The organism is Thalassococcus arenae, assembly GCF_019104745.1.
GTDB classification, from domain to species: Bacteria; Pseudomonadota; Alphaproteobacteria; order Rhodobacterales; family Rhodobacteraceae; genus Thalassococcus_B; species Thalassococcus_B arenae.
In genome coordinates this window covers 50,399-69,706 of record NZ_JAHRWL010000002.1, presented here as the reverse complement: position 1 = coordinate 69,706, position 19,308 = coordinate 50,399, and the positions used below count along the sequence as shown (strand labels likewise).

General features: G+C 66.7%; 24 protein-coding genes. 19 read left to right on the top strand and 5 right to left on the bottom strand.

All coding sequences use genetic code 11. The annotated features are described in order from the left end of the window. Positions 1-30: 30 nt before the first annotated feature. On the bottom strand, positions 31-417 hold the full coding sequence (locus KUH32_RS11700; protein ID WP_217778578.1) for a DUF2147 domain-containing protein: 387 nt from the start codon (positions 415-417) through the stop codon (positions 31-33). A 135-nt stretch (positions 418-552) separates the two neighbouring features. Between KUH32_RS11700 and hisA the strand changes: the two genes are divergently transcribed. Together hisA and KUH32_RS11690 are read left to right on the top strand one after the other, a co-directional pair. Continuing rightward, entirely contained in the window at positions 553-1,272 is a 720-nt protein-coding gene (gene hisA / locus KUH32_RS11695; protein WP_217778576.1) for a 1-(5-phosphoribosyl)-5-[(5-phosphoribosylamino)methylideneamino]imidazole-4-carboxamide isomerase, read from the top strand. Continuing rightward, complete coding sequence (locus KUH32_RS11690; protein ID WP_254899156.1) at positions 1,265-2,146, top strand: DMT family transporter; 882 nt, start codon at positions 1,265-1,267, stop codon at positions 2,144-2,146. Before hisA ends, KUH32_RS11690 begins: the two co-directional genes overlap by 8 nt. 92 nt (positions 2,147-2,238) lie before the next feature. Here the strand turns inward: KUH32_RS11690 and KUH32_RS11685 are convergent, their stop codons facing one another. Further along, on the bottom strand, positions 2,239-2,682 hold the full coding sequence (locus tag KUH32_RS11685) for a DUF302 domain-containing protein (RefSeq protein WP_217778574.1): 444 nt from the start codon (positions 2,680-2,682) through the stop codon (positions 2,239-2,241). A 91-nt stretch (positions 2,683-2,773) separates the two neighbouring features. Here KUH32_RS11685 and hisF point away from each other — a divergent pair, with 91 nt between their 5' ends. Further along, positions 2,774-3,535 (top strand): imidazole glycerol phosphate synthase subunit HisF, encoded by a 762-nt coding sequence (gene hisF, locus KUH32_RS11680; protein ID WP_217779797.1) that lies wholly within the window; start codon positions 2,774-2,776, stop codon positions 3,533-3,535. Further along, complete coding sequence (locus KUH32_RS11675; RefSeq protein WP_217778572.1) at positions 3,532-3,843, top strand: phosphoribosyl-ATP diphosphatase; 312 nt, start codon at positions 3,532-3,534, stop codon at positions 3,841-3,843. The genes hisF and KUH32_RS11675 overlap by 4 nt, the downstream gene beginning before the upstream one ends. Positions 3,844-3,970: 127 nt before the next feature. Here the strand turns inward: KUH32_RS11675 and KUH32_RS11670 are convergent, their stop codons facing one another. Next, positions 3,971-4,438, bottom strand: coding sequence for a CoA-binding protein (locus tag KUH32_RS11670; protein ID WP_217778570.1), 468 nt, complete (start codon positions 4,436-4,438; stop codon positions 3,971-3,973). Positions 4,439-4,514: 76 nt separating this feature from the next. Between KUH32_RS11670 and rlmJ the strand changes: the two genes are divergently transcribed. The 15 genes from rlmJ (at position 4,515) to KUH32_RS11595 (ending at position 17,581) form a co-directional block, all read left to right on the top strand. Next, entirely contained in the window at positions 4,515-5,309 is a 795-nt protein-coding gene (gene rlmJ / locus KUH32_RS11665) for a 23S rRNA (adenine(2030)-N(6))-methyltransferase RlmJ (protein WP_217778568.1), read from the top strand. Between the two features lie 26 nt (positions 5,310-5,335). Continuing rightward, positions 5,336-6,013 carry a hypothetical protein gene (locus tag KUH32_RS11660; protein ID WP_217778566.1) on the top strand — a complete coding sequence of 226 codons (678 nt, stop codon included), beginning with the start codon at positions 5,336-5,338 and terminating at the stop codon, positions 6,011-6,013. A gap of 16 nt (positions 6,014-6,029) precedes the next feature. After that, entirely contained in the window at positions 6,030-6,476 is a 447-nt protein-coding gene (locus tag KUH32_RS11655) for a tellurite resistance TerB family protein (RefSeq protein ID WP_217778565.1), read from the top strand. Between the two features lie 40 nt (positions 6,477-6,516). Beyond that, entirely contained in the window at positions 6,517-6,954 is a 438-nt protein-coding gene (locus KUH32_RS11650) for a tellurite resistance TerB family protein (RefSeq protein ID WP_217778563.1), read from the top strand. After that, positions 6,951-7,682 carry a phosphate/phosphite/phosphonate ABC transporter substrate-binding protein gene (locus KUH32_RS11645; protein ID WP_217778561.1) on the top strand — a complete coding sequence of 244 codons (732 nt, stop codon included), beginning with the start codon at positions 6,951-6,953 and terminating at the stop codon, positions 7,680-7,682. The genes KUH32_RS11650 and KUH32_RS11645 overlap by 4 nt, the downstream gene beginning before the upstream one ends. Before the next feature lie 124 nt (positions 7,683-7,806). Further along, positions 7,807-8,583 (top strand): ABC transporter ATP-binding protein, encoded by a 777-nt coding sequence (locus KUH32_RS11640; RefSeq protein WP_217778559.1) that lies wholly within the window; start codon positions 7,807-7,809, stop codon positions 8,581-8,583. A 46-nt stretch (positions 8,584-8,629) separates the two neighbouring features. Beyond that, the gene (locus KUH32_RS11635; protein ID WP_217778557.1) at positions 8,630-9,358 is read left to right on the top strand and encodes a transporter substrate-binding domain-containing protein; all 729 of its coding nucleotides are present in this window, start codon (positions 8,630-8,632) and stop codon (positions 9,356-9,358) included. A 37-nt stretch (positions 9,359-9,395) separates the two neighbouring features. Continuing rightward, positions 9,396-9,677, top strand: coding sequence for a hypothetical protein (locus KUH32_RS11630; protein ID WP_217778555.1), 282 nt, complete (start codon positions 9,396-9,398; stop codon positions 9,675-9,677). Positions 9,678-9,692: 15 nt separating this feature from the next. Then, entirely contained in the window at positions 9,693-10,574 is an 882-nt protein-coding gene (locus tag KUH32_RS11625) for an ABC transporter permease (protein WP_217778553.1), read from the top strand. Beyond that, complete coding sequence (locus KUH32_RS11620; protein ID WP_217778551.1) at positions 10,571-11,377, top strand: ABC transporter permease; 807 nt, start codon at positions 10,571-10,573, stop codon at positions 11,375-11,377. Before KUH32_RS11625 ends, KUH32_RS11620 begins: the two co-directional genes overlap by 4 nt. Before the next feature lie 76 nt (positions 11,378-11,453). Further along, a complete protein-coding gene (locus KUH32_RS11615) occupies positions 11,454-12,788 on the top strand; it encodes a glutamine synthetase family protein (protein WP_217779796.1) in 1,335 nt (444 codons plus the stop codon). Positions 12,789-12,844: 56 nt separating this feature from the next. Then, entirely contained in the window at positions 12,845-13,525 is a 681-nt protein-coding gene (locus tag KUH32_RS11610; protein WP_217778549.1) for a type 1 glutamine amidotransferase, read from the top strand. Further along, a complete protein-coding gene (locus KUH32_RS11605; protein WP_217778548.1) occupies positions 13,525-14,889 on the top strand; it encodes a glutamine synthetase family protein in 1,365 nt (454 codons plus the stop codon). The genes KUH32_RS11610 and KUH32_RS11605 overlap by 1 nt, the downstream gene beginning before the upstream one ends. A gap of 92 nt (positions 14,890-14,981) precedes the next feature. Then, positions 14,982-16,286 (top strand): NAD(P)/FAD-dependent oxidoreductase, encoded by a 1,305-nt coding sequence (locus tag KUH32_RS11600; RefSeq protein ID WP_217778546.1) that lies wholly within the window; start codon positions 14,982-14,984, stop codon positions 16,284-16,286. A gap of 113 nt (positions 16,287-16,399) precedes the next feature. Continuing rightward, on the top strand, positions 16,400-17,581 hold the full coding sequence (locus KUH32_RS11595) for a DegT/DnrJ/EryC1/StrS family aminotransferase (RefSeq protein ID WP_217778545.1): 1,182 nt from the start codon (positions 16,400-16,402) through the stop codon (positions 17,579-17,581). A gap of 55 nt (positions 17,582-17,636) precedes the next feature. On the opposite strand, the gene phaR is transcribed toward KUH32_RS11595, so the two are convergent. Next, on the bottom strand, positions 17,637-18,188 hold the full coding sequence (gene phaR, locus KUH32_RS11590; protein ID WP_217778544.1) for a polyhydroxyalkanoate synthesis repressor PhaR: 552 nt from the start codon (positions 18,186-18,188) through the stop codon (positions 17,637-17,639). A gap of 103 nt (positions 18,189-18,291) precedes the next feature. After that, positions 18,292-19,257, bottom strand: a complete 966-nt coding sequence (locus tag KUH32_RS11585) for a Gfo/Idh/MocA family protein (RefSeq protein ID WP_217778542.1) — start codon at positions 19,255-19,257, stop codon at positions 18,292-18,294. Positions 19,258-19,308: the final 51 nt, after the last annotated feature.

Below are 19,308 nucleotides of genomic sequence, written 5' to 3'. Positions count from 1 at the left end.
GGTTTGTCCGCCGTTTTCGCGAAATTCGGCTTACTTGACGCGGGTCCAGGTCTGGCCGCGGCAGATACCCAGCACGCAGCCTTCGACCTTGAGCTGGTTGCCCGAGAGCGTCATCTTGGAATTGTAGGTCTTGTCGCGGTCCGGCGCCCAGATCTTGCCGCCGGAATACTGGCCGCCGCCATTGGGTTTCATCGCCCAGATCATCCGCTTGCCGATATTGGGCGAGTCGATCTTCTTTCCGGCCTTGTCATAGCCCTGGCCCAGCACACCGCAGATTTCCGCGCCGCAGGCGGAAATCGTCACCAGCCCGAAATTGCCGTCATCGCCCGGCTGCGTCTTCCACACGCCTTCGACGGGGTCGGCCATCGCCGCACTTGCCGCCAGGACCAGCCCGGCCGCGATGCTCAGAATCTTCATGTCTCGGTCTCCTCCCGAAATGGTGGTTGCAGAGTGACGCCAGGTCGGCCCGCCGATCAAGTGTGACGCGGGGTCCGGTTGCATCTGTCGTTGCGTCATGATTAAGCAGCGGCGACTTTGAAACAGGCATCCGCAATGATCCTCTATCCCGCCATCGACCTGAAAGACGGCAAGGCCGTGCGCCTGCTGCGTGGCGACATGGAAAAAGCCACCGTGTTCAGCGACGATCCCGCCGCGCAGGCGCTCGATTTCGTCGCCGCCGGCTGCGAATGGCTGCACCTGGTCGATCTCAACGGCGCCTTCGCCGGCGAACCCGTCAACGGCGCCGCGGTCGAGGCGATCCTGAACCAGACCCGCACCCCGGCGCAACTGGGCGGCGGCATCCGCGACATGGCGACGATCGAGATGTGGCTGTCCAAGGGCTTGGCCCGGGTGATCCTGGGCACCGTCGCGGTCGAAAACCCCGCCCTCGTGCGCGAGGCGGCGCGCGCCTTTCCCGGACAGGTCGCCGTCGGCATCGACGCGCGCGGCGGCCGGGTGGCCACCAAAGGCTGGGCCGAGGTCACCGATGTCGACGCCACCGACCTTGCCCGCAGCTACGAGGATGCCGGCGTCTGCGCCATCATCTACACCGATATCGACCGCGACGGCGCCATGCAGGGGCCGAACGTCGCCGCCACCGCGGCGCTGGCCCGGGCCGTGACGATCCCGGTCATCGCGTCCGGCGGCGTATCCTCGCTGGCCGATCTGCGCGCCCTGCGCAATTGCGGCGCACCGCTCAACGGCGTGATCTCGGGCCGGGCGCTCTATGACGGCGCCATCGACCTGAAAAAGGCCATCGAGGTCCTTGCCTGACGCCCCCTCCCTGACCGGCGGCCGGTTCTGGCTGATCCTCGGCGCGGTCTTTTCGGCGATGACGCTGATCGTTCTGGGCGACACCGCCGGAAAGGCACTGACCCAGCACGGCGTTCCGCCGCTCTACGTCGCCTGGGCACGGTTCACCCTGGGCGCGCTGATCGCCCTGCCGTTCTGCGGGCTGCGCCGGGCGGAGTTGCCACTCCTGACGCACCGCAAGATCATCCTGCGCGGCCTGCTGATCGGCAGCGGCGTGGCCTGCATCGTCACCGCGCTCAGCACCGAGCCGCTGGCCGATGTCTTCGGCGCCTTCTTCGTCGGTCCGATCGTGTCCTACATCCTTGCCGCGTTGTTCCTGCGCGAGCCGATCACGCGCTGGCGGTCGGCGCTTCTGGCGATGGGCTTTGCCGGGGTGCTGCTGGTGGTCAAGCCGGGCTTCGGCGCCGGCCCCGGCATGGTCTTCGCGCTGCTGGCGGGGGTGTTCTACGGCGCGTTCCTGGCCATGACCCGGGCGGTGGCCGGGCAATACCGCCCGCGCTTCCTGATCCTGACCCAACTCGGTTACGCAGCGGCGCTGCTGATGCCGGTGCCGGTCCTGCTGTCCGCTCCCGCCCTGACGCCCTGGCTGACGCTGCTGTTCGTGGTCAGCGCGCTGTGCTCGGCCGGTGGCAACCTGTTCCTGGTCTGGGCCAACCGCCAGGCGCCGGCCAGCGTCATCGCGCCGCTGATCTATACCCAGCTCATCGCCGCCACGATCCTCGGCTGGCTGGCCTTCGGTGACTGGCCCGACGCGGTGGCCTTCGCGGGCCTCGCGGTGATCTTCCTGTCGGGCATCCTGTCGCTGCGCGCCGCCGGCCGCGAGGGACGGCGCTAGAGGGCCGTTCCCCGGCCTGCGAACCAAGGGCCGGAAAGCCCAGCCTCCATCCCGCCCCGGCCCCCGCGCCCGCCATCAACGGCCAGACCGGATCACGGATTGGCCGCCGCCCCGGTCAGCTTGCTCAGCGCGCCGGACATCGTCGCAAGGTACCCGGCTTCCGCGCCGATGCCCTCAAGCCCGGCCAGCATGGCCGCAGGGTCCTCGTAGGACAGGTAGGTCTGGCCATCCTTTTCATAGACCAGAACCCGCAGCGGCAGGTCGAGCCCGGCCAGGATATTGTCCTGCATCGCCGGCGTGCCCAGTTTCGGGTTGCCGAAGATCAACAATTGCGCCGGCGCCAGCGCCATGTCCACCGACGCCGCCCCGGCGCCATGATCGACGCGCGCAAAGACCGTGGCACCCGCGCCTTCGACCGCCGCCTGCAACGCATCCGCGGTGCCGGCCACGTCACCCGCAGCCTCGATGGTGATGATTTCGGCCGAGACCAGGCTTGCAGAGGCAAGAAAGGCCAGGGCCGCGAACCGCGTTTTCATGTCTACTCTCCCTATGCGTGCGACCAAGCCTCTGGCATGGCCGGGACTTTGCCCATAAACAATGCCGTGATCCGAACGAAACGGCGTGGCCATGCTCAAGACCCGCATCATCCCCTGCCTCGATGTCGCCGATGGCCGCGTGGTCAAGGGCGTCAACTTCGTCAACCTGGTGGATGCCGGCGATCCGGTGGACGCCGCCCGCGCCTACGACGCCGCCGGCGCCGACGAGATCTGTTTTCTCGACATCCACGCCACCCACGAAAATCGCGGCACGATGTTCGACGTGGTGACCCGCACGGCGGAACAATGCTTCATCCCGCTGACCGTGGGCGGCGGGGTGCGCAGCGTCGCGGATGTGCGCGCGTTGCTGCTGGCCGGCGCCGACAAGGTCAGCTTCAATTCCGCCGCCGTGGCCGACCCCGACGTGGTCGCGCGTGCCGCCGACGCCTTCGGCAGCCAGTGCATCGTCTGCGCCATCGACGCCAAGACGGTCGCACCGGGCCGCTGGGAAATCTTCACCCATGGCGGTCGCAAGCCCATCGGCATCGACGCGGTGAGCTTCGCGACCACCATCGCCGCGAAAGGCGCGGGGGAAATCCTGCTCACCTCGATGGACCGCGACGGCACCAAGGCGGGCTTCAACCTGCCGCTCACCCGGGCCATCGCCGATGCGGTCGACATCCCGGTCATCGCCTCGGGCGGCGTCGGCACGCTCGACCACCTGGTCGAAGGCGTGACCGAAGGGCACGCAAGCGCCGTGCTCGCCGCCTCGATCTTCCACTTCGGCACCTTCACCATCGCCCAGGCCAAGGCCCATATGGCCGCCGCCGGCATCCCCGTGAGGCTGACATGACCCTCGACGACCTCGAAACGATCATCGCCGCGCGCGCACAGGCCGACCCCGACGACAGCTGGACCGCACGGCTGCTTGCCAAGGGCCCCGAAAAAGTCGCCGAGAAATTCGGCGAGGAAGCCATCGAGGCGATCATCGAAGCGGTCAGGGGCGACCGCGCCCGCCTGGCATCCGAAGCGGCGGACGTGCTCTTCCACCTGCTGGTCATGCTGCAATCCCGCTACGTGCCCCTGTCGGATGTCATGGCCGAGCTTGCCCGCCGCCAGGGCCAGTCAGGCTTGCAGGAAAAGGCCGCCCGCAAGGACTGACCTTCCCCCTTCTTCTCTTTTCCAAATACGCGGCGCAGCGCAGGCCACCAAAGCACGCTGCGGCAAACGCGCCCCGCGGGACGGCGGGCGGGGCGCCTTCGGCGCAGCCGAACAGCGCCGCCCGCCGTCACAGCTTCGACGAGATGATCCCGGTGGCGAACCCGCCCATGCGCAGCTCGCCGAACAGCCGCTGGTATTCGATCTTGGGACAGCGGTTCATCACCACGTCCACCCCCGCCGCGCGCGCCTTCTCCGCCGCGCCGTCATGCATCACCCCGATCTGCATCCAGATGGTGCGCAACCCCGGCAAGATCGCCAGCGCCTCGTCCACGATCTCCGGCACGGCATCCGACCGGCGAAAGATGTCGACCATGTCCACATCCTTCGGACATTCGGCCAGCGACGCGCGCACCTCCTGACCGAACAGGCGCTTTCCGGCATGGCCGGGATTGACCGGGATCACCCTGTAGCCTTTCAGCGACAGGTAGCGCGCCACGTAATAGCTGGGCCGCACCTCGTTCGGCGACACGCCCACCACCGCGATCACGCGGCTGCGTTTCAGGATATCGCGCAGAAAGCTGTCGTCGTAGGTCATGGCGCCACCCTATCCAAGCCGGGTGAAAAGAAAAGCACCGCTTGCACCGCGTCCCGGCCCGGCCTAATCGGGCGCCATGCTGTCCTACCAACACGCCTATCACGCCGGGAACCTGGCCGATGTCCACAAGCACGCGCTGCTGGCCTGGATGCTGGGTTACCTGACCCGCAAGGACAAGCCGCTGAGCTATATCGAAACCCATGCCGGGCGTGGGCTTTACGACCTCTCCGGCCCCGAAGCGGCGCGGACAGGCGAGGCGGTACAAGGCATCGCCCGGGCGGTAGACTGGTTTCCGGCCGATCACCCCTATGCCCGCGCGCTGGCGCAGATCCGCGCACAGCACGGGGTCGACGCCTATCCCGGCTCGCCGCTGATCGCCGCGACGCTGTTGCGCCCGACCGACCACATTCATCTGGCCGAACTGCACCCGGCCGAGCATTCCGCCCTGAAATCGGTCGTTTCGGGACGGATTGGTCAGGTCCGCAAGACCGACGGCGCGGCGCTGGCGCACAGCCTCTGCCCGCCCGAGCCGCGCCGCGGGCTGATGCTGATCGACCCCTCGTGGGAAGTGAAGACCGACTACGACACCTGGCCCAAGCTGCTGCGCCAGCTGCACGCCAAGTGGAATGTCGGCATCCTGTGCCTGTGGTACCCGGTCCTGATCTCGGGCGCGGAACGGGCGATGGTGAACCGGCTGGGCGCCGAATTGCCGCAAGGCTGGCGCCACGAGGTCCGCTTTCCCCCCGCCCGCCCCGGGCATGGCATGGTGGGGTCCGGGCTGTTCGTGCTGAACCCGCCCTTCGGTCTCGACGCCGAAGCCGCGCGGCTCAGGGCCCGGTTCGACGGGCTGGGCAGATCGGCATCGCGTTGAGCCGCGCGCCGCGCTAGCCTGACGCCATGCTTGTCCGCGTGCTGATCCTGTCGCTGCTGCCGGTTCTGGCCCGGGCCGATCCCGCCCTGCGCGCGATCGCCTGGGACGACCTGATCGCCACGCCGCACCGGGTCATCCGCTTCGACGACCTGCCCGCCAGACCCGAGCCAGGTCACGTGATCGACGCGCCGCTGCGTGCCCCGGGGCTCTGGATGGGCGAGGCGCTGCAGGGACAGATCACCAGGGCGCGGGACGGCTTCGACGGCTTGTCGGGGGCGCCGCTGATGCCTCTGGCGGTGCGCGCCGGGGCGCCCGGACAGTCGCTGGCCATCGCCCTGCATCGCGGGTTCGGCTCGATGGCGGTGTTTCCGCTCGGGCCTGCCGGGGCGCAGGCGCGGGACGGCCGGGGCGAAGGCAGTGCCGCGCTGGTATTCGATGTGCCGCAAGTGGTGTTCGGCCTGAAACTGCACGCCGAATACGCCGACCCGCTGGGCCGCGCGGCCGATCCCGGCACCGTGACGCTGACCTTCTACGACGCGGAGGGCGTCCGGCTGGCGCGCCAGGTCCTGCGACCGGGGCCGGATGTGATCCCGCTGGCCTGGACCACGCGACACCCCGTCGCGGCATTGACGATCGAGACCACCGACCCCGGCGGGATTGCGCTGGACGATGTGGTGATACAGACTGAGGAAAAGACCGGATAAAACGAACAGGCGCCCCATGCTCGAACGATTCACCGCGCTGTTGAAACGCAAGGCGGCAAAACCCGAGCCGCTGCCGAAACCCGACGCCGAATTGGCGCTTGGCACCCTGCTGGTTCGGGTCGCGATGGCGGACAAGTCCTATCTGTTCGAGGAAATCGCCCAGATCGACCGGATTCTTGCCGCCGCGTATGGTCTGAAACCCCTGGAGGCGGCGAAAATGCGGGCCACCTGCGAAAGACTCGCCTTCGCGGTCGACAACGAAGACGAACTGATCGCCCTGATCCGAGACCAGGTCGACTACGAGCACCGTCGCGAAAAGGTCGAGGCGATGTGGCGCGTGGTCGTGGCCGATGGCATCACCGACGAACGCGAAGACGCGCTGATGACGATGATCGAACACCAGATGGGCGTGGCCCGCAGCGATTCCGAAGCTGCCCGCGCCGCCGCCGCCGTGATCCCCTGACGGACTTCCCCTTTCCCCGCACCGGACCTATATCCCTGCCATGTTTGCCGATTTCATCAAGCGACTGACCGCGCCCGAACCCGCGCCCCTGCCGGATGAAGATGCGCGGCTTGCGCTGACCGCCCTGCTGGTGCGCATCGCCCGTTCCGACGGCCATTACGACCAGTCCGAACGCGACCGCATCGACCGCATCGCCGCCCGGCGTTTCGCCCTGTCGCCGTTCGAGGCGGCGAAGCTGCGCGCCGAGGCCGAGGCGTTGGAGGCCGAGGCCCCCGACACCGTGCGGTTCACCGGTGCGATCAAGGACGCGGTGGCCTACGAGGACCGCATCGGCGTGATCGAGGCACTGTGGCAAGTGGTTCTGGCCGACGGCGTGCGCGAGGCCGAGGAAGACGCGCTGCTGCGCATGGTGTCGAATTTCCTGGGCGTCAGCGACCGCGACTCGGCCCTGGCCCGGCAAAGGGTCAGCGGCGGGTGATCGCCACCCTGCCGATGTACGACTTTCCCGAATTGCGCGCCGAGACGGATGCGCTGTGGCAGGCGATCCGCCGCGATCTCGGCGATGCGCCCGACGCGCTGGATCGCGAGATCGACCCGTGGGAGGCCTGGCAATCACCCGGGCTGCTGCTGTCGCAGACCTGTTCGCTGCCGTTCCGCAAGCACCTGGTGGGGCGGGTGACGCTGGTGGCCAGCCCCGACCATGCCCTGCCCGGCTGCGCGCCGGGATATTACCGATCGGTCCTGGTGGCGCGCCGCGACGATGCCCGGGGCCTGTCCGATCTACTTGCCGCCCGCATCGCGGCGAACGGCACCGACAGCCAGTCGGGCTATGCCGCGCTGATGAGCCATGCCACCGGGCTGGGCCTGCACCCGTCCGTCGCGCTGATCACCGGCAGTCACCGGGCCTCGGCCCGCGCCGTCGCCGAAGGCCGCGCCGATCTGGCGGCGCTCGATGCGCAAAGCTGGCGGCTGATCGCGCGCCATGATGCCGCCGCGACGGCCCTGCGCGTGGCCGACGAGACCGCGCCAAGCCCGGCGCTGCCCTACATCACCGCCCGCGGCCGCGACCCCGAAAGGTTGCGCGCCGCACTGTCCGCCGCCATTGCCGCGCTGCCGCAGTCGAGCCGCGACGCGCTTGGACTTCAGGGTGTCGTGGCGCTGCCGGAACGCGCCTACACGGCGCTGCCACTGCCGCCCGAGTGCTGACGAAACGGGCTTCCGTGCCGTCACTTTGCCGCTTGGCGCCTTATCGCCGTCGTTTTGCACGTTGCATCCCGCGTTTGTTTCGCGCCATTCTGCGCCGCAACGTCAAACGCTGCCCGGGTATCCCTTGACCGACACACCCCCCGTCATCGCCATCCGCAACCTGCACAAGAGCTATGGCGCTCTGGAGGTGCTGAAAGGCGTCGACATCACCGCGCCGCGCGGTCACGTGGTGTCGCTGATCGGGTCGTCCGGGTCTGGCAAGTCGACGCTGCTGCGCTGCTGCAACCTGCTCGAGGACAGCCAGCAGGGCGAAATCCTGTTCGACGGCGAACCGGTCCTTTGGAAAGGTGAGGGCCATCACCGACGCCCGGCCGATCCCAAGCAGGTGCTGCGTATCCGGACCAACCTGTCGATGGTGTTCCAGCAATTCAACCTGTGGGCCCATATGACCATCCTGCAAAACGTGATGGAGGCGCCGGTCACCGTGCTGGGCCGCGACCGTGCCGAGGTCGAGCATGCCGCGCGCGGTTATCTCGACAAGGTCGGCATCGGCGACAAGTGCGACGTCTTTCCGGCCCAGCTGTCCGGCGGCCAGCAGCAACGCGCCGCCATCGCGCGAGCGCTTTGCATGGAGCCGCAGGCGCTGCTGTTCGACGAACCGACCAGCGCGCTGGACCCCGAACTGGAACAGGAAGTGGTGCGCGTCATCAAGGGGCTGGCCGAGGAAGGCCGGACCATGCTGATCGTCACCCATGACATGAAGATGGCCGCTGATGTGTCTGACCACGTTGTCTTTCTTCATCAGGGGCTTGTCGAGGAAGAAGGCGCACCGGGTTCACTCTTCGGCGCGCCCAAATCGGAGCGACTGCAGGGCTTCCTGCAGTCGACCGTTCACGCATAGGGCGGGGACGCGCCGCCCGACACTTGCACTCAGGGAGCATAATGCAATGAAAAGACTTCTCATCGGCACCGCGGCGCTGGCCATGTCCGCAACGCTGGCCATGGCCGCCAGCCATTCGGTCGTGCGCATGGGCACCGAAGGCGCCTATCCTCCGTACAACTTCCTCAACGACAAGGGCGAGGTTGACGGCTTCGAGCGCGAGTTGGGCGACGAGCTTTGCGAGCGCGCCGAACTGACCTGCGAATGGGTGACCAACGAATGGGATTCGATCATCCCCAACCTGGTCAGCGGCAACTACGACACCATCATCGCCGGCATGTCGATCACCGCCGAGCGCGACGAGGTGATCGATTTCACCCAGAATTACACCCAGCCCGACCCGTCGGCCTATGTCGTCAAGGCCGGCAATGAAGGCCTGGACATCAAGGGCGCGGTCATCGCCGCCCAGACCAACACCATCCAGGCGGCCTTTGTGGCCGAGATGGGCGCCACATTGGTCGAATTCGCCACGCCCGACGAAACCGTCGCCGCCGTCAAGAACGGCGAAGCCGACGCGGTTCTGGCCGACAAGACCTTCCTGACGCCGATCGCCGAACAGGACGCCGACCTGGTGCTGCTGGAGCAGGAAGAGCTGATCGGTGGCGGCATCGGCATGGGCCTGCGCGAAAGCGACACCGAGCTCAAGGCCAAGTTCGATGCGGCGATCCAGTCGATGAAGGATGACGGTTCGCTCAACGCGCTGATCCAGAAATGGGAAATCGGCGCCACGTTCTAGGACCATGCGGGGGCTGATCATACGTTTGCGACGCTGGTTGGCCCCCCGACCGCATGCCGGATTCATCGTCACCCTGGCCGCGCATGATGGCGCGCAGGCCGAGATCGAAATCGATGTGGGCGTTCGCACCGACAGCCCCGAGGATGCGCGCGATCGCGGTTTGCGGTTCACCGAAACGCTGATGCCCGACTTGCGCTTTCGCCCGGTGGCCATGCGGCACGCCGATGACCGCGATCTCAAGAGCGGCGAAAGCGTCGCGCAGCTGGGTCCGATTCGGCACACCAGTCTGCCCGAGCCGGGCCTGACCCCGCCGCCCTAGGAGCCGGAACGAGCGATGTTTTCCTTCTGCACCGATCCCTCTGCGCTGGCCGATCTGGCCTGGATGGCCTGCTACCTGGCGACCGGCAAACACATGTCGCTGTACTGGTCGGTGGGCACGGTGCTGCTGTTGCTGGCGATCACCGCGCCGACGGCTTTGTTGTTCGGCTTTTTCGGCGCGACTGCCGCGCGATCGCGCATCGCGCCGCTCAGCTGGCTGGGCAAGGGTTATGTCGCCATCGTGCGCGGCGTGCCCGACATCGCCTTTTTCCTGTTCTTCGTGATCGCGCTGGACCAGCTTTTCGAGTGGGTCCGGCACGAGATCAAATGCCCCGACTGGGACCAGCCGATCCGGCAGGGGAACGACTTTGTCGTGTGCGCCGAGGCCAAGCTGCCGCTTGGGAACGCCGCGCAATGGGTGCACGAGACCTATGGCTTTTTCCTGGCGGTGCTGACCTTCGCCATCGTCTTCGGCGCCTTTGCCGCCAACGTGCTCTATGGTGCCATGCGCGCCGTGCCGCGGGCACAGATCGAGACCGCCGAAGCCTATGGCATGAGCCCGCGCCAGACCTTTTGGCGCATCCTGGTTCCGCAGATGTGGGTATTTGCCCTGCCCGGCCTGTCGAACCTGTGGATGGTGCTGATCAAGGCGACGCCGCTGCTGTTCCTGCTGGGGATCGAGGATATCGTCTATTGGGCGCGCGAACTGGGCGGATCCAAGACCCCACGCTTTACGGAATATCCGCATGGCGACTGGCGCATGTGGTATTTCCTGGCGCTGCTGGTCTTCTACCTCGCGTTCACCCGGGTCTCCGAGATCGTGCTGGACCGGGTGATGGCGCGGCTGACCAAGGGGCAGGCGACGATGGGTGGTGATGCCCAGAGGAAGGCGGCATGAGCTGCTGGGAAACCATCGCCGACTACGGGCTGCGGTCGCTGGGCATCGGCGAACGGTTGCTGCCGCGCGACAATTTCACCCTGTGCCAGCAATTCACGCTGATCGGCTCGGGGCTGATCTGGAACGTCTATTTCGGCACGCTGGCGCTGGTTTCGGGCTTTTTCCTGGCCACGGCGGTCGCGCTTGGCAAGGCTTCGTCGGTCTGGCCGATCCGCAAGGCCAGCGAGTGGTTCATCTTTGTCTTTCGCGGCAGCCCGCTCTTCATCCAGTTCTTCTTTGCCTATTTCGTGTTCCTGTCGCTGAAATCGGTCTCGCCGGTCTTCGACGCCTTCTCGGCCGCGTGGCTGGGGGCGCTGATCGTGCTGTTTCTCAACACCGCCGCCTATTCCGGCGAAATCTTCTACGGAGCGCTGTTGTCGATTCCGCGCGGCGATGTCGAGGCCGCCGACGCCTATGGCTTTCACGGCTGGCAGAAATTCCGCAAGATCACCTGGCCCACCATGCTGCGGCTGGCCTGGCCGGCCTATACCAACGAGGCGATCTTCCTGTTCCACGCCACGACGCTGGTGTATTTCAGCGGTTTCCCGGCCTGGCAGCAGAAGGGCGACGCGCTGTATTACGCCAGCTACTTCGCCGACAAGACCTTCAACCCGTTCATCCCCTACCCGATCCTGGCGGGCTATTTCATCCTGCTGACGCTGGTCATCATCGGGCTGTTCGGGCTGGTGAACCGGCACCTGAACCGGCACCTGCCGCAGGACGGGCGGGCGCGGCTGAAACTCCGCCCGAACCTGATCCGCTGAGGGTGCTTGCGCGGCGCCGAGCGCGGCGCTATCAATTTGATCAAATTCCATCAACGAGGCCATCATGCCCTCCCCCATCGCCGATTGGTTGCGTGCCCGCCCCCAGGTGCGCACCATCCGTGCCGCGGCCTGCGATCTGAACGGCATCGCACGCGGCAAACGCCTGCCCGCCCACTCCGCCGAGAAGATCGCCAGCGACGGCACCCGGTTTCCGATGTCGGCGCTGAACCTGGATATCTGGGGCGAGGATATCGACGACAGCCCACTGGTCTTCGACAGCGGCGACCGCGACGGGGTGCTGTTTCCCACCGAACGCGGCCTGGTGCCGATGCCCTGGCTGGAAGCGCCGACCGCCCTGCTGCCGATCTGGATGTATCGCGAGGATGGCCGGCCCTATGACGGCGACCCGCGCCACGCCCTGGCCCGGGTGGTCGAGCGCTACCGCGAACGCGGTCTGACGGTGGTCGCGGCGGTCGAACTGGAATTCTTCCTGATCGACGACAGTGGCAAGACGTTGCAGGTGCCGATCAGCCCGCGGTCGAACAAGCGGCGCAAGGCGGCGGAAATCCTGTCGATCCGGGCGCTCGATGCCTTCGACGCCTTCTTCACCGATCTCTACGACGCCTGCGAGGCGATGGACATTCCCGCCGACACCGCGATTTCCGAGGCCGGTCTGGGACAGTTCGAGATCAACCTGGTGCACCAGCCCGACCCGCTGCGCGCCGCCGATGACGCCTGGCTGTTCAAGATGCTGGTCAAGGGCCTGGCCCGGCGGCACGGCTTTGCCGCCTCGTTCATGGCCAAGCCCTACGAGGACTACGCCGGATCGGGCATGCACGCGCATTTCTCGGTCATCGACAAGAACGGGCGCAACATCTTCGACAATGGCGGGCCCGAGGGCACGGACACGCTGAAACACGCGATCGCGGGCTGTCTCAACGGCATGTCCGCCTGCACGCTGATCTTCGCCCCGCATCTGAATTCCTATGACCGGATGGTGCCGGGCGCGCACGCGCCGTCGGGGCTGTGCTGGGCCTACGAGAACCGCACCGTGGCGATCCGCGTTCCCGCCGGCGCACCCGCCGCGCGGCGGATCGAGCACCGGGTGTCGGGCGGCGACGTGAACCCCTACCTGGCGCTGGCCGCGATGCTGGGTGCCGCGCTGAACGGCATCGAGGACGCGGCCGAACCACCCGCCCCGGTCACCGGCAATGCCTATGCGCTGGATCTGCCGCGGATTCCCACCGACTGGGCCGGCGCCATCGCCGCCTTCGAGGAAAGCCCGGTGGTGCCGCGGATCTTCCCGGACGAACTGATCCGCAACCTGCTGCTGACCAAGAAACAGGAGCTGCACTACATGGCGGAACTGACGCCCACGGAACAGGTGGAAATCTATCTCGACACGGTCTGAGGCTTGCGGGCCGCTTCGCGCCGCCTTACCTCAAGCCTGAAATCAAACGGTGTTTCATGAAAATCGGCATCCTTCAAACCGGCCTTGTTCCCGAAAACCTGGCGCAGACCAGCGGCGAATATCCCGCGATGTTCGAACGGCTTCTGGGCGGTCATGGCTTTGAATTCCAGACCTGGGCGGTGGTGAACGGCGCGTTTCCCGACGGGCCCGGCGATGCCGATGGCTGGCTGATCACCGGATCGCGGCACGGCGTCTACGAGGACCACCCCTGGATCGCGCCGCTGGAACAGCTGATCCGCGATATCGTCGAGGCGGACAAGCCGCTGATCGGGGTCTGTTTCGGCCACCAGATCATCGCCCAGGCCCTGGGCGGACGGGTCGAGAAATTCGCCGGCGGCTGGTCGGTCGGGCCGCAGGATTACGAGTTTCCCGATGGCCGCAAGACCGTGCAGGCCTGGCACCAGGACCAGGTGGTCGAGGCGCCCGCCGGCGCGCAGGTGGTCGCATCGAACGATTTCTGCCGCAACGCCGCGCTGGTCTATCCCGGCAAGGCCTATACCGTGCAACCGCATCCCGAGTTCGACGACACCTTCATCGCCGGCTTGATCGAGACCCGCGCGCCCGGCGTGGTGCCGCAGGACCAACTGGAAGCCGCGACGAAACGGCTTGGCGAGCCGCTGGACAGCGCGGGCTTCGGCGCGCAGTTCGCACGGTTTTTCCGCGAAAGGCGGCTGTGATGAGCGACGATTTCCTCGAAAAACTGCCGCCCGCGGCGATGGCTTATCTGGAAGGACGGCGGCTGGACGAGGTGGAATGCATCATCGCCGACCTGCCCGGCATCGCCCGGGGCAAGGCTGTTCCGGCGTCGAAATTCGCCCGCCAGCAGTATTTCCACCTGCCCGACTCGATCTTCTACCAGACCATCACCGGCGACTGGGGCGAAGCGGCGGACGAGCACGAGGGGTTCATCGAACGGGACATGATCCTGCGTCCCGATTACAGCACCGCCACCGCCGCACCCTGGACCGGCGACTGGACGTTGCAGGTGATCCACGACGCCTATGATCGCAAGGGCAACCCGATCCCCTACGCGCCGCGCAACGTGCTGAAACGGGTCGTGGCGCTGTACGAGGCGCAAGGCTGGAAACCGGTCGTGGCGCCGGAAATGGAATTCTACCTGATCGCCCGCAACCTCGACCCGGCCAAGGCGATCGAGCCCATGGTGGGCCGGTCGGGCCGCCCCGCCGCCGCCCGCCAGGCCTATTCGATGACCGCGGTGGACGAGTTTGGCCCGGTGATCGACGACATCTACGACTTCGCCGAGGCCCAGGGTTTCGAGATCGACGGCATCACCCAGGAGGGCGGCGCGGGCCAGCTGGAAATCAACCTGCGCCATGGCAGCCCGGTCAAGCTGGCCGACGAGGTGTTCTACTTCAAGCGGCTGATCCGCGAGGCGGCCCTGCGGCACAATTGCTTTGCCACCTTCATGGCCAAGCCCATCGCGGACGAACCGGGCAGCGCGATGCATGTCCACCATTCGATCATCGACATGGAAACCGGACAGAACCTGTTCGCGGGCCCCCAGGGCGGCGAAACCGACGCGTTCTACCACTATATCGGCGGGTTGCAGCACCACCTGCCCTCGGCCATCGCGGTGCTGGCGCCCTACGTCAATTCCTACCGCCGCTACGTCAAGGACCACGCCGCACCGATCAACCTGGAATGGGGCCGCGACAACCGCACGACCGGCATCCGCATCCCGCTGTCCGATCCGCCCGCGCGGCGCGTGGAAAACCGGCTGGCGGGCATGGATTGCAACCCCTATCTGGGCATCGCGGCGTCGCTGGCCTGCGGCTATCTGGGGCTGATGGAGGAACGCCGCCCGACCAAGCAATATCGCGGCGACGCCTATGAAGGCGAAGGCGACATCCCGCGCGTCATGGGCGAGGCGCTGGACATCTTCGACGAGGCCAAGGCGCTGCATTCTGTGCTTGGCCCGGATTTCGCGCGGGTCTATTCCATCGTCAAACGCACCGAATACGAGGAATTCCTGCAGGTCATCAGCCCGTGGGAACGCGAACACCTGCTGTTGAACGTCTGAGCCTTGTGGCACGAGCAGAGCGAGGGGGCTGTCTGCCCCCTCGCGCTCCCCCGAGGATATTTGTGAACCAGAGAAGACAAGGGACCGGGTCTGTGGCCAACCTGCTGTTTTCCAACGATGAACGCGGCGAATACCCCGACAGCTGGTATGCCGCGACGACCGATTTCCTGCCGGTCTTCGCGCCCCTTCAGGGCGAGACGCGGGCCGATGTCTGCGTGATCGGCGGCGGCTATACGGGCCTGTCCGCGGCCTTGCACCTGGCCGAAGCGGGCGCCGATGTCGTGCTGGTCGAGGCGCATCGCGTGGGCTTCGGCGCGTCGGGGCGCAATGGCGGGCAGCTGGGATCGGGCCAGCGGCAGGACCAGCTCTGGCTGGAAAAGACGCTGGGCACCGACACGGCGCGCTTGCTGTGGCAGCTGGGCGAGGACGCGAAGGCGCTGGTGCGCGACCTGGTGCGGCGCCACGGCATCGACTGCGCGCTGCGCGACGGCATTGCCTGGGCGGCCCGCAGTCCCGGTTCGCAGCAGGACATGGCGGATTATGCCGAACACGTGCTGGACGCCTATGACCACGAGATGCAGGTACTGGACGCCGAGGCCTTTCACGCGCTTTGTCCGTCACCGGATTACTGCGGCGGCGTGCTGGACATGAGTGCGGCACATCTGCACCCGCTGCGCCTGGCGCTTGGTCTGGCGCGGGCGGCCGACAAGGCCGGGGCACGCATCCACGAACACACCTGGGTGCATGACATCAAGACCGGCCCGAAGCCGGTCGTGCGCACCGAGGGCGGGCTGATCCGCGCCGATGCGGTGATCCTTGCGACCAACGGCTATGTCGGCGGGTTGCACCGGCGCGTGGCGTCCCGGGTCATGCCGATCAACAATTTCGTCACGGTGACCGAACCGCTGGGCGCGCTGGCCGACACCGTGCTGACCCGCGACGTGGCGGTGGCGGACGATCGCTTTGTCGTGAACTATTTCCGCCTGACCGAGGACCGGCGGCTGTTGTTCGGCGGCGGCGAAAGCTATGGCTACCGGTTTCCCGCCGATATCCGCGCCAAGGTGCGCAAGCCCATGCTCAAGGTGTTTCCCCACCTGGCCGATGTGCCGCTGGACTATGCCTGGGGCGGCACGCTGGGCATCACGCTGTCGCGGCTGCCGCATTTCGAGCGGATCGGCGAAACGGTTCTGTCCGCCGCCGGCTATTCCGGCCATGGCATCGGCAACGCGGTGCAGGCGGGCAAACTGATGGCCGATGCGCTGCGGGGCCGCGCCGAGGGGTTCGACACCTTCGCCGACCTGCCCACCCCGCCCTTTCCGGGTGGCGGTGCGCTGCGCCATCCGATCCTGGCGCTGGCCATGAGCTGGTACGCGATGCGCGACCGGCTGGGTTTCTGAGACGTCACATATCCGCCACAGCCCGGCGGGAACCCGCCGGCCACCGGGTTGCGCTATGATTTTGCCACAGTCTCGGTTTAAGTAAATCGAAACAGGCAATTCAGGAAATCGAAATGAACAAGATCCCCGACATGCATGATGCCGAACCGATCCCCGACGCCGCGCGGGCCGAGATCGACCGTCTGCTCGCCAGCGGCGACCTGTTCCGCTACACCGCCGCGCAGGATGCGCCGGTATCCCTGCTCGAGGCCGAATTCGCCGCGCTGATGGGGTCGCGCTATGCCGTCGCGGTGGCCAGCTGTTCGGCGGCGCTGTTCCTGGCGCTCAAGGCGCTGGATCTGCCGCGCGACGCCCGCGTGCTGATCCCCGGCTTCACCTTTGCGGCGGTGCCGTCGTCGGTCGTGCATGCAGACTGCGTGCCGGTGCTGTGCGAGGTGGGCGAGAATTACCGCATCGACATCGCCGATTTCGAGGCGAAGCTGGACGGCGTTCAGGCGGTCATCGTCAGCCACATGCGCGGCCATACGTCGGACATGGACGCGATCATGACGTTGTGCGACGCCCGCGGCCTGCCTGTCATCGAAGACGCGGCCCACAGCCTGGGAACCACCTGGGGCGGGCGCAAGATCGGCACGATCGGGCGGATCGGCTGTTTCAGTTTTCAATCCTACAAGCTGCTGAATTCCGGCGAAGGCGGCATCCTGATCACCGACGACGCCGATATCGCCGCGCGGGCGGTCATCATGTCCGGCGCCTACGAACACAACTGGAAAAAACACCCGGTGCTGCACGACGCTTTCGCGCGCTGGCAAAACAGGCTGCCGCTCTACAACACGCGGCTGTCGAACCTGGCCGCGGCCGTCATCCGCCCGCAACTGGCCGAGATCGACCGGCGGGTCCGCGACGGACGGCGCAACCACGACCAGGTGGCGGCGCGACTGAATCAAAGCCCCTGGATCGCCGTGCCGGACAAGCTGGCGCCCGAGCAACGCGCACCGGATTCGCTGCAATTCAACCTGCTGGGCATGAGCGACGCCGAGGTGCGGGCATTCGTCGCCGAAGCGGCCAAGGCGGGCGTCAAGGTGCAGGTCTTCGGGCTGACCGAGGACAACGCACGCGCCTTCTGGAACTGGCAGTTCCTGCCCGAACGGGTCGAACTGCCGCGCACGCGCGCGATGTTGATGCGGGCCTGCGACACCCGCCTGCCGGCGCGGTTGACCCCCGCGGATTGCGACGCGGTGTCGGAGGTGCTGATGCGCGCTGCCGATGCGGTAAAGGGTCAGGCGGCGGCCTGAAAACGGCAGGGTCGGCGGGGCAAACCCCGCCCGGCCCCGTCCAGTCCCGTCCGGATCACTTGTCGAGTTTGGACAGCTTCTTTTGCAGCTCGGCCAGTTGTGCCTTGATGGCGTCCAGGTCTTCGGGCTGTTCGGTCGGCGCATCTTCCGCCGGGCCGGACCATTGCTTGCCCATGCCGCCGGTCATCGCCTTGAGAAACGCCTCCTGCTGCGCCTGCATCGCTTCGAAGCCGGGCATCTTGGTCAGCGGGTTGGCCTTGTTCATGTTCTCCAGCCATTTCGACTGGCTGTCGCGGAACATCTCGAAACTGGCGGCCAGGAATTGCGGCACGACCGAAGTCGCCTGCGTGGTGTAGCTGCGCACCAGGTCGGTCAGCACGCTGATCGGCAGCACCGACTCGCCGCGGCTTTCGTGTTCGGCGACGATCTGCAGAAGATATTGCCGGGTCAGGTCATCACCCGATTTCAGATCGACGATCTGAACTTCGCGGCCATCGCGAATGAATCCCGCGATATCCTCGAGCGTGACGTAGTCGCTGGTCTCGGTGTTGTAGAGCCTGCGGCTGGCATACCGCTTGATCAGCAACGGTTTTTCCGTGTCGGCCATGGGCTCCCCTTCCCCGATGCAGCACTGCGGCAAAGCTTGATGCACTCGCAGCGGAAAAGCAAGCCTTGGCCGATTCGCCGTGGCGTCGCCAGAATGAACCGCCCTAGCCCGCCGCGGCGTAGACCGCGTCCATCATCGCCTGCGTGCCGCGCGAGAATTCCAGCGGCAGGGGCCAGGGCACACCACGCAAGAGCGTGTCGTTGAACGCCTCGACCTGCAGCACGTAATGGTTGGCGGCCGGGTAGCGCCAGGTTTCGACATGCTGGCCGCGCTGCAACTCCACCCGCGCCTCGCCATAGACCTGGGCGTTGAACGGCACCGGCATGCGGATATGTCCCTCGGTGCCGTGAAACTGCATTTCCTGCCAGGGCGCGGCGCGCATCGACACGGTGCCCTTGAAGACAAAGCCGGGAAACTGCGCCAGCACATGGGCGGTCGCGTCGATCCCCGCCTGCCAGTCGATCTGCGCCGCGATGATCCGTTCGGGCTCCTTGCCGGTCGCCAGCCGTGCACCGCCCAGGATGTAGACGCCGATATCGCGCAACGCGCCCCCGCCCGTGCCGGCCTGGTTGCGGATGTTGTCGGGATCGGGATTGTTGAAGGTGAAGTTTCCGTCGACCCGCAGCAGATCGCCGATCGCGCCTGACGAAATCAGGTTGCGGACGCGGTGCCATTGCGGGTGATGCGCGATCATCCACGCCTCGGAGGCCAGCAGCCGGTTGGCATCGCGCAGCGCGATCAGATCGTCAATCTCTTCGGCTTTCATGGCGATGGGCTTTTCGCACAGCACCGCCTTGCCCGCCGCCAGCGCCTTTTTCGTCCATTCCACGTGGATGTGGTTCGGCAAGGGGATGTAGACGGCGTCGATCTCGGGATCGTCGAGCAGCGCATCGTAGCCGGTATGGTGGCGCAATCCCGGCGCGAAGGCGGCAAAAGGCGCGATCTTGGCCGAACCGGAGGTCGCCAGCGCCGCCAGCGTCCCGCCGCGTGCCGCATGGATCGCCGGACCCATGTATTCGCGGGCGAACTTGGCCGCGCCCAGGATACCCCAACGGATATGTCGCGCCATGACACCCACCCCTTTTTTTCGCTGTTGGTCACAACCTAGGCGGTTGGTGCC

Excerpts from the sequence above, each read along its gene's own strand:
- KUH32_RS11700 (WP_217778578.1), bottom strand. The coding sequence starts at position 417 with ATGAAGATTCTGAGCATCGCGGCCGGGCTGGTCCTGGCGGCAAGTGCG.
- hisA (WP_217778576.1), top strand. The coding sequence starts at position 553 with ATGATCCTCTATCCCGCCATCGACCTGAAAGACGGCAAGGCCGTGCGC.
- KUH32_RS11685 (WP_217778574.1), bottom strand. The coding sequence starts at position 2,682 with ATGAAAACGCGGTTCGCGGCCCTGGCCTTTCTTGCCTCTGCAAGCCTG.
- hisF (WP_217779797.1), top strand. The coding sequence starts at position 2,774 with ATGCTCAAGACCCGCATCATCCCCTGCCTCGATGTCGCCGATGGCCGC.
- KUH32_RS11675 (WP_217778572.1), top strand. The coding sequence starts at position 3,532 with ATGACCCTCGACGACCTCGAAACGATCATCGCCGCGCGCGCACAGGCC.
- KUH32_RS11670 (WP_217778570.1), bottom strand. The coding sequence starts at position 4,438 with ATGACCTACGACGACAGCTTTCTGCGCGATATCCTGAAACGCAGCCGC.
- rlmJ (WP_217778568.1), top strand. The coding sequence starts at position 4,515 with ATGCTGTCCTACCAACACGCCTATCACGCCGGGAACCTGGCCGATGTC.
- KUH32_RS11660 (WP_217778566.1), top strand. The coding sequence starts at position 5,336 with ATGCTTGTCCGCGTGCTGATCCTGTCGCTGCTGCCGGTTCTGGCCCGG.
- KUH32_RS11655 (WP_217778565.1), top strand. The coding sequence starts at position 6,030 with ATGCTCGAACGATTCACCGCGCTGTTGAAACGCAAGGCGGCAAAACCC.
- KUH32_RS11650 (WP_217778563.1), top strand. The coding sequence starts at position 6,517 with ATGTTTGCCGATTTCATCAAGCGACTGACCGCGCCCGAACCCGCGCCC.
- KUH32_RS11635 (WP_217778557.1), top strand. The coding sequence starts at position 8,630 with ATGAAAAGACTTCTCATCGGCACCGCGGCGCTGGCCATGTCCGCAACG.
- KUH32_RS11625 (WP_217778553.1), top strand. The coding sequence starts at position 9,693 with ATGTTTTCCTTCTGCACCGATCCCTCTGCGCTGGCCGATCTGGCCTGG.
- KUH32_RS11620 (WP_217778551.1), top strand. The coding sequence starts at position 10,571 with ATGAGCTGCTGGGAAACCATCGCCGACTACGGGCTGCGGTCGCTGGGC.
- KUH32_RS11610 (WP_217778549.1), top strand. The coding sequence starts at position 12,845 with ATGAAAATCGGCATCCTTCAAACCGGCCTTGTTCCCGAAAACCTGGCG.
- KUH32_RS11605 (WP_217778548.1), top strand. The coding sequence starts at position 13,525 with ATGAGCGACGATTTCCTCGAAAAACTGCCGCCCGCGGCGATGGCTTAT.
- KUH32_RS11595 (WP_217778545.1), top strand. The coding sequence starts at position 16,400 with ATGAACAAGATCCCCGACATGCATGATGCCGAACCGATCCCCGACGCC.
- phaR (WP_217778544.1), bottom strand. The coding sequence starts at position 18,188 with ATGGCCGACACGGAAAAACCGTTGCTGATCAAGCGGTATGCCAGCCGC.
- KUH32_RS11585 (WP_217778542.1), bottom strand. The coding sequence starts at position 19,257 with ATGGCGCGACATATCCGTTGGGGTATCCTGGGCGCGGCCAAGTTCGCC.